The following is a 7,411-nucleotide window of genomic DNA, read 5'->3' on the forward strand; positions in this document are numbered from 1 at the left end:
CGTTTCTTCGAAGACGTGTTATTGGCCACAGGCGTAAGGGCGCTGACTCGGCAAACGCGGATCCTACCTCCTGGGGCCTGGTCGGTCCCTGGCCCTAATTTTGTGACAGTCCTCCGCCTCAGGCACCGCCCCGTGGTTGCATCCACCCCCACCAGCCGCAGCCCCGCCGCTGACGCCCCTGCGGCCCTGCCGCCGCTGCGGATCGCCTGTCTGCGGGATGGGCAGCTGGCCGGTGAACGGCTCGAAGCGATCGCCGCCCGCACCGAGGGCGATCAGATGCAGCAGCAAGAGGCCAACGTCGCGGCGATCCTGGCCGGGGTGCGCCAGCGCGGCGATGCGGCCCTGCTGGAGTTCAGCGAGCGCTTCGATGGCCAGCGGCCCGATCCCCTTCGGGTGCCGCCCGAGAGCCTGGCCCAGGCCTGGCGGGTCTGCCCCGAGCCCCTGCGCCGGGCCCTCGACCTGGCCCACGACCGCATCCTCGATTTCCACCGCCGCCAGATGCCTTCGGATCTGGCCGTGGTTGGCCCCCAGGGCGAGCGGCTGGGTCGCCGCTGGCGTCCGGTGCAGCGGGCGGGGATCTACGTCCCCGGCGGCCGGGCCTCCTACCCCAGCACGGTGCTGATGAATGCGATTCCCGCCCGGGTGGCCGGCGTGGAACGTCTGGTGATGGTGACCCCGCCCGGCCCCGGCGGCGAGCCGAACGTCACCGTGCTGGCGGCCGCCCACCGGGCCGGGGTGGAGGAGGTGTACCGGGTGGGGGGCGCCCAGGCGATCGCGGCCCTGGCCTACGGCACCGAAACGATCCCCGCCGTTGATGTGATCAGCGGCCCCGGCAACCTCTACGTGACCCTGGCCAAGAAGGCGGTCTACGGCAGGGTCGGCATCGACTCCCTGGCCGGCCCCAGCGAGGTGCTGGTGATCGCCGACCACACCGCCCAGCCCGCCCAGGTGGCCGCCGATCTGATGGCCCAGGCGGAGCACGATCCCCTGGCGGCCGCCATCCTGATCACCACCAGCGAGGGGCTGGCCGCGGCCCTGCCGGCCGCCATCGAAGCCCAGCTGGAGGGGCATCCACGGGCCGCCATCACCCTGCAGGCCCTCAACGACTGGGGCCTGATCGTGGTCTGCGGCGATCTGACCGAAGCGGCGGCCCTCAGCGACCGCTTCGCCCCGGAGCACCTCGAACTGCTGGTGGCGGATCCCGAAGCCCTGGCCGATCGGATCCGCCATGCCGGCGCCATCTTCCTCGGCCCCTGGTCGCCCGAGGCGGTGGGCGACTACCTGGCCGGGCCCAACCACACCCTGCCCACGTCCGGCACGGCCCGCTTCGCCGGCGCCCTCAGCGTCGAGACCTTCCTGCGCCACACCAGCCTGATCCAGTTCAACCGGGCGGCCCTGGAGGCGACCGGCGCCGCCGTCATCACCCTGGCCGAGAGCGAGGGGCTGCACAGCCACGCCGAGTCCGTGCGTCAGCGGCTCTCGCCCGACTGACGCCGGGGCGGATCAACGCCGGGGCAGATCCCGCACCCGGGGTTCGCCGGCTTCGATCTCACCCACCAGCACCTGATCGGCGAGGTTCACGAACAGGCCGTTCTCCAGCACACCGGGGATGTTGTTGATCGTCGCCTCCAGGGCAGCCGGGTCGCCGATGCCGCCCTCGAAGGCCACATCCAGCACCAGGTTGCCCTGGTCGGTGACCACCGGACCGGCCTTGCGCACCGCCATCCGCAGCTCAACCGAACTCCCCATGGCGGTGAGTTCCTCGCGCACCTGGCGCCAGGCGCCGGGCAGCACTTCCACCGGCAGCAGGAAGCCGAGGTTGAGGCGCTCCACCAGCTTGGTGGCATCCACCACGATCACGAAGCGATCGGCCCGGCGGGCCACCAGCTTCTCCTGCACATGGCAGGCGCCGCCCCCCTTGATCAGCTGGAAGGACGGATCCACCTCATCGGCGCCGTCGATGGCCAGATCGATGCTGGACACGGCGTTGAGGGCCATCAGCGGGATGCCCAGTTCGGCCGCCAGCACCTCCCCCTGGAACGACGTGGTGACGCCGACGATGCCCTTGCGTTCGCCCTGGCGCAGCTTCTGACCCAGGGCACGGATCATCAGCGCGGCCGTGGAACCGGAACCCAGCCCCACCACCATGCCGTCGCGGATCTGATCCACCGCCGCCGTGGCCACGGCCTCCTTCATGCGGTCCTGGAGATCGGACATGGGGGATCGGGCGGCAATCGGGCCAGACCGTAGCAAGGGGAACTGCCCCGGCTGCCTGGGCCTAGCCCGCCTGGGGCAGGGCCGCCGGCCGGATCGACAGCTGCAGCTCCCGCTGGCCCCGGACCACCCGCAGCGGCAGAGGTTGGCCCACCTGGGCCTGCTCCACCTGCTGCAGCAGCGCCGAAGGGGTGTTGACCGGCTGCTCGGCGATGGACACCACCAGATCGCCGCGGTGCAGCCCGGCCGCCTCAGCCGGACTTTCCGGCAGCACCCGCTGCACTAGGGCCCCATCCCGCTCGGGCAGCTGCAGCAGAGCATCGGGGTCCCTGTTGTTGTCCCGGGCCATCCTGGCCGTGAGCGGCACCAGCTGGAGGCCCAGGTAGGGATGGACCACCGTGCCCCCGTCGCCGAGCTGGTCGGCCACCCGCTTGGCCAGGTTGATGGGGATGGCGAAGCCGAGCCCGGCCCCCGGCCCGGAACGCACCAGGGTGTTGATGCCGATCACCTCACCGGAGGCGTTGATGAGCGGGCCGCCGGAGTTGCCGGGGTTGATCGCCGCGTCCGTCTGGATCAGGTCGAGGCGCTTGTCGGCGAAGCCGAGGCTGTTGATGTCCCGGTGCAGGCTGCTGACGATCCCCAGGGTGACGGTGCGCTCCAGGCCATAGGGACTGCCCAGGGCAATGGCCCAGTCGCCCACTTCGAGGGCTTCAGAATCCCCCAGGGGAGCCGCCCTCAGGGGCACCTTGCCGGTGATGTGCACCACCGCCAGATCGGTGACCGGATCGGTGCCGACCACCGCGCCATCCAGTTGGCGGCCATCCGCCAGGGTCACGGTCACCGCGTCCACCCTCTCCACCACATGGGCATTGGTGAGCACAAGGGCGCGGCGCTCATCGAAGACGACTCCCGAGCCCTGGCCCCGTTCCCGCGTGCTGCTGGAGGGGTCGCCGAACAGGTCACGCAGCAGGGGATCCAGCAGGGTGGGATCGAAGGGGGGCCTGGCGACATTGCGCTCGGTGTCGATCCGCACCACCGCCGGGCCCACCCGCCGGGCGGCGTCGGCCACGAAGCTGTGGGGGGTCAGGGCCGGGGGATCCGCCTCGAGGGCCGCCGCGGGCAGGGGAAGTGCCGTGATCGCCAGCAGCAGGGCCAGCGCCATCAGGCCCCGCAGCTGCCGGCCCAGGTACGTCAGGGGGAGGAAGCGTTGCATCCGCCGAGGCTAGGGCCGTCGACGGGAGCCCAGCGCAGCAACCGCTGCCGCAGGACACCGTCCTCGCCGATCTCCAGCCAGCGCCCACCGGGGTCGTGCGGACGTTCCAGGGGGCAGCGCTGCACGGGGGGGAAGCTGCGCAGGGTGGAGGGGCAGCCCAGCAGGGGCACCTCCGGCCGGCCGGGCAGCTCCCCTTGCCAGTGCTGGTGGACATGGCCGAAGACCAGCCCCCGCAGCCCGGACAGCGGCCGCAGCCCATCGAGCAGGGCCGCGCCATCCCGCAGCCGGATGGCATCCATGGCGGCGTCGCCGATCGGAACCGGGGGATGGTGCACGGCCACCAGCAGTGGCTGGCCCCCGGCGGGCGCCTCGGCGGCGAGCTGGCGCTGCAGCCAGTCCAGCTGGAGCGGGCCCAGTTCGCCGGCGGTGTCACCGCTGCGGTGGCTGTCGAGCAGCAGCAACCAGCCCTGGCCGCAGCGCACCAGGGCCGGAGCGATCACGGCGCGGCGCCCCAGGGCGGCCCGCAGCAGGGCGGGCTGGTCGTGGTTGCCCGCCAGCAACGCCACCGGCAGCGGCAGCGTCTGCAGCACGTCCCCCAGTCGGAGATAACCGCCCCAGCTCTCGTCATCGCAGAGGTCACCGCTGATCAGCAGCAGATCGGGGGCCTCCCCGAGCGCCCGAAGCTGGCCGAGGGCCTCCTGGAGCCCATGGCGCAGCAGGTCCAGCGCCGGCCGGCCACGGCAGCGGCCGGCGGGATCGGCGAGCAGATGGGGATCGCTCAGTTGAAGAATTCGCATCGGAGACCGCTCCGCCCGGCCCCGGGCAGGACCGCTTGACCTGAATCGGCTTAACTTTGCCCCCAGTCCTCCCCGAGGCCATGGCCACAATCCCTCCCGGCACCCGGCAGCGCTGCACCCTCTGCAAGGTGGAGATCCAGGGGATGGCCGGAGGCAACGACCTGGTGCACTTCAGCCAGGGGGCTCCCGGCAGCCGCGCCAAGCTCTGGGCCCGGGTCTGCCAGTTCCTGCGCACGCCTGAGCAGTGCGGCCAGTGCCTCAACCAGGACCTCAGCCAGCGGGGCGAGGTCAGCGCCAACGACTACTACGCCGAGGCGCCTGTCCTGGAGCTGCCCAGCCCCCCGGGGGCCAATCCCTTAGGGTGAGGCAATGCCCGCCGGGCATCACCCTTTTCCCGGATGACGTTCCCCCTGACAGGGGCATCGCCGCTGGTTGGGGGCAGTGAACACTGCAGCGCACGGCGGACCCTCCCGCCCGCGTTGCCTGTCCTTGCCCCATCCCCTCACCGACGACCTGGAGACGCTGGCCCGGCCGGTGGTCCAGGAAGCGCACCTCACGGTGCAGTCGGTGGAGGTGCTGGCCCATCGCATCCCCCTCACGGTCGTGGTGCGGGTGCAGCGGGCCGACGGCACCGATGTGAACCTGGACGAGTGCGCCGCCGTGAGCAGTCCCCTCGCCGAGGCCCTTGAGGCATCGGGACTGCTGACCATGGCCTACGTCCTCGAGGTGAGCAGCCCCGGCATCGGCGAGGAGCTCCTCACCGACCGGGACTTCGTCAGCTTCCGGGGCTTCCCGGTGGAGCTGATTCGCCAGGAGGCCGGCGGCGCGGAGGTGCGCCGCACGGGCCTGCTGCTGGGCCGGGATGACCAGGTGGTGCAGCTCAATGAGCGCGGCCGCATCCTGCGTATCCCCCGCGGGGAGGTGCGGCGGGTACGGCTCACCGAAACTCCGCCCGATTCCTGAGCCGCTCCGGTTCGTCCTTCCTTCCCTTCTTTTTTCCCACCTGCCCCCGAGTCCATGGCCCTGGTTCTGCTCCCCGGTCTCAACAACCTGATCGAGGACATCAGCGACGAGAAGAAGCTGGCTCCCCAGGTGGTGGAGGCGGCCCTGCGGGAGGCGCTGCTCAAGGGCTACGAGCGTTACCGCCGCACCCTCTACCTGGGCATCAGCGAGGACCCCTTCGAGGAGGACTACTTCAGCAACTTCGATGTGGCGCTCGATCTCGAGGAGGAGGGCTATCGGGTGCTGGCCAGCAAGATCATCGTCGAGGAGGTGGAGAGCGACGACCACCAGATCGCCATCGAGGAGGTGCGCCAGGTGGCGGAGGACGCCCAGATCGGCGACACGGTGGTCCTGGACGTGACGCCGGAGAAGGATGATTTCGGCCGCATGGCCGCCGCCACCACCAAGCAGGTGCTGGCCCAGAAGCTGCGCGACCAGCAGCGCCGCATGATCCAGGAGGAATTCGCCGACCTGGAGGATCCGGTGCTCACCGCCCGGGTGATCCGGTTCGAGCGCCAGAGCGTGATCATGGCCGTGAGCAGCGGCCTGGGCCGGCCGGAGGTGGAGGCGGAACTGCCCCGCCGCGACCAGCTCCCCAACGACAACTACCGCGCCAACGCCACCTTCAAGGTGTTTCTCAAGGAGGTCAGCGAGGTGCCCCGTCGTGGTCCCCAGCTGTTCGTCTCCCGGGCCAATGCGGGCCTGGTGGTCTACCTGTTCGAGAACGAGGTGCCGGAGATCCAGGAGGGCTCGGTGCGGATCGTCGCCGTGGCCAGGGAAGCCAACCCCCCCTCCCGTGCCGTCGGCCCCCGCACCAAGGTCGCGGTCGACAGCGTGGAGAGGGAAGTGGATCCGGTGGGGGCCTGCATCGGCGCCCGCGGCTCCCGCATTCAGCAGGTGGTGAACGAGCTGCGGGGCGAGAAGATCGACGTGATCCGCTGGTCGCCGGATCCGGCCCAGTACCTGGCCAACTCCCTCAGCCCGGCGCGGGTGGAGATGGTCCGCCTGGTGGACCCCGAAGGGCACCACGCCCACGTGCTCGTGCCCCACGACCAGCTCAGCCTGGCCATCGGCCGGGAGGGACAGAACGTGCGCCTGGCGGCCCGTCTGACCGGCTGGAAGATCGACATCAAGAATGCCCAGGAGTACGACCAGGTCAGCGAGGACCAGACGGTGGCGGCCCTGATCGCCCAGCGCCAGGAGGAGGAGGCCCTGCAGGCCGAAGCCGAGGCCCGCCTGGAGGCCGAGCAGGCCACCCGGGCCGAGGAGGATGCCCGCCTGCGGGAGCTTTACCCCCTGCCCGAGGACGAGGAGTCCTACGACCTCGAGGAGGGCGAGGAGCCATCCGATGCCCAGGCCGAAAGCCAGCCTGCGGAGCCCGCCGACGTTCCCATCGAGGCCGGCGACGACGACGAGCTCCCTGGTGAGGACGTCCGGTGACGTCGAACGCGAGGCGCCCGGTGCTGCGCCGATGCGTCTCCTGCCGCCGCCTCTGCGACCGCAGCCAGCTGTGGCGTGTGGTGCGTCAGGCCGACGGGAGCGTGAGCCTGGATCAGGGAATGGGTCGCTCGGCCTATCTGTGCCCAGAACCGAGCTGCCTGGAGGAAGCCCGCCGCCGCCGCCGTCTCCAGCGCGGCCTGCGTTGCGCCGTCAGCGAGGCCATCCTCGCCAGCCTCGAGGCACGTCTCGAGCGATCGGCCCCGCGACCTCTGAGGCAAGATGAACCATGGTCGCCACGTGCGTGCGGCCCCGGGGCCCTTTCGGCCCCACCGTACGGAGACCTTTCTGAATGACCAGCAGCGGCAACGTGAGAATCTACGAGCTGTCGAAGGACCTGGGCCTGGACAACAAGGACGTGCTCGATGCCGCCGAGAAGCTCTCCATTGCGGCCAAGAGTCACAGCAGTTCGATCAGTGATGACGAGGCGACCCGCATCCGCTCCCTGATCGGCGTCAATGGCGACGGCGGCCCGGCCCCGTCGCGGCCCGAACCTCCGGCGCCCACCCCCCCGGCCAAGGCGATCCTGGCGGTCAAGAAGGCCGCCCCGGCACCCGTGGCGGCCCCCCGGGCCAGCGCTCCGCCGCCGGCTCCAACGGCCCCCGCCGCCCCGGCCCCGCCCGCGAGCCGCCCCCCGGCAACGCGGCCGACGGCGGCCGCCGCACCCGCCCCCGCCCCCGCCCGCCCC

General features: G+C 71.3%; 9 protein-coding genes. 6 read left to right on the plus strand and 3 right to left on the minus strand.

All coding sequences use genetic code 11. The annotated features are described in order from the left end of the window. Positions 1-132: 132 nt before the first annotated feature. Positions 133-1,491: a histidinol dehydrogenase gene (hisD, locus tag KBZ04_RS12250; protein ID WP_254992194.1), complete on the plus strand. Its 1,359-nt coding sequence runs from the start codon at positions 133-135 to the stop codon at positions 1,489-1,491. A gap of 12 nt (positions 1,492-1,503) precedes the next feature. On the opposite strand, the gene rpiA is transcribed toward hisD, so the two are convergent. From rpiA to KBZ04_RS12265, 3 genes are all read right to left on the minus strand, one after another. Beyond that, on the minus strand, positions 1,504-2,217 hold the full coding sequence (gene rpiA / locus KBZ04_RS12255; RefSeq protein WP_254992195.1) for a ribose-5-phosphate isomerase RpiA: 714 nt from the start codon (positions 2,215-2,217) through the stop codon (positions 1,504-1,506). A gap of 61 nt (positions 2,218-2,278) precedes the next feature. Next, the gene (locus KBZ04_RS12260) at positions 2,279-3,427 is read right to left on the minus strand and encodes a trypsin-like peptidase domain-containing protein (RefSeq protein ID WP_254992196.1); all 1,149 of its coding nucleotides are present in this window, start codon (positions 3,425-3,427) and stop codon (positions 2,279-2,281) included. Continuing rightward, on the minus strand, positions 3,406-4,224 hold the full coding sequence (locus KBZ04_RS12265) for a metallophosphoesterase (protein ID WP_254992197.1): 819 nt from the start codon (positions 4,222-4,224) through the stop codon (positions 3,406-3,408). Before KBZ04_RS12265 ends, KBZ04_RS12260 begins: the two co-directional genes overlap by 22 nt. An 80-nt stretch (positions 4,225-4,304) precedes the next feature. Here KBZ04_RS12265 and KBZ04_RS12270 point away from each other — a divergent pair, with 80 nt between their 5' ends. The 5 genes from KBZ04_RS12270 to KBZ04_RS12290 form a co-directional block, all read left to right on the plus strand. Continuing rightward, complete coding sequence (locus KBZ04_RS12270; RefSeq protein WP_216905957.1) at positions 4,305-4,589, plus strand: hypothetical protein; 285 nt, start codon at positions 4,305-4,307, stop codon at positions 4,587-4,589. Between the two features lie 124 nt (positions 4,590-4,713). Further along, the gene (locus KBZ04_RS12275; protein WP_254992198.1) at positions 4,714-5,187 is read left to right on the plus strand and encodes a ribosome assembly cofactor RimP; all 474 of its coding nucleotides are present in this window, start codon (positions 4,714-4,716) and stop codon (positions 5,185-5,187) included. A gap of 54 nt (positions 5,188-5,241) precedes the next feature. Beyond that, complete coding sequence (gene nusA / locus KBZ04_RS12280) at positions 5,242-6,666, plus strand: transcription termination factor NusA (protein WP_254992199.1); 1,425 nt, start codon at positions 5,242-5,244, stop codon at positions 6,664-6,666. A 20-nt stretch (positions 6,667-6,686) separates the two neighbouring features. Next, complete coding sequence (locus tag KBZ04_RS12285; protein ID WP_409995975.1) at positions 6,687-7,019, plus strand: YlxR family protein; 333 nt, start codon at positions 6,687-6,689, stop codon at positions 7,017-7,019. Continuing rightward, positions 7,016-7,411 (plus strand): translation initiation factor IF-2 N-terminal domain-containing protein (locus tag KBZ04_RS12290; protein WP_254992201.1); only part of this gene is annotated, 396 nt, incomplete at its 3' end. The genes KBZ04_RS12285 and KBZ04_RS12290, both read left to right, overlap by 4 nt.

Source organism: Cyanobium sp. N5-Cardenillas (genome assembly GCF_024345515.1).
Taxonomy (GTDB): domain Bacteria; phylum Cyanobacteriota; class Cyanobacteriia; order PCC-6307; family Cyanobiaceae; genus Cyanobium.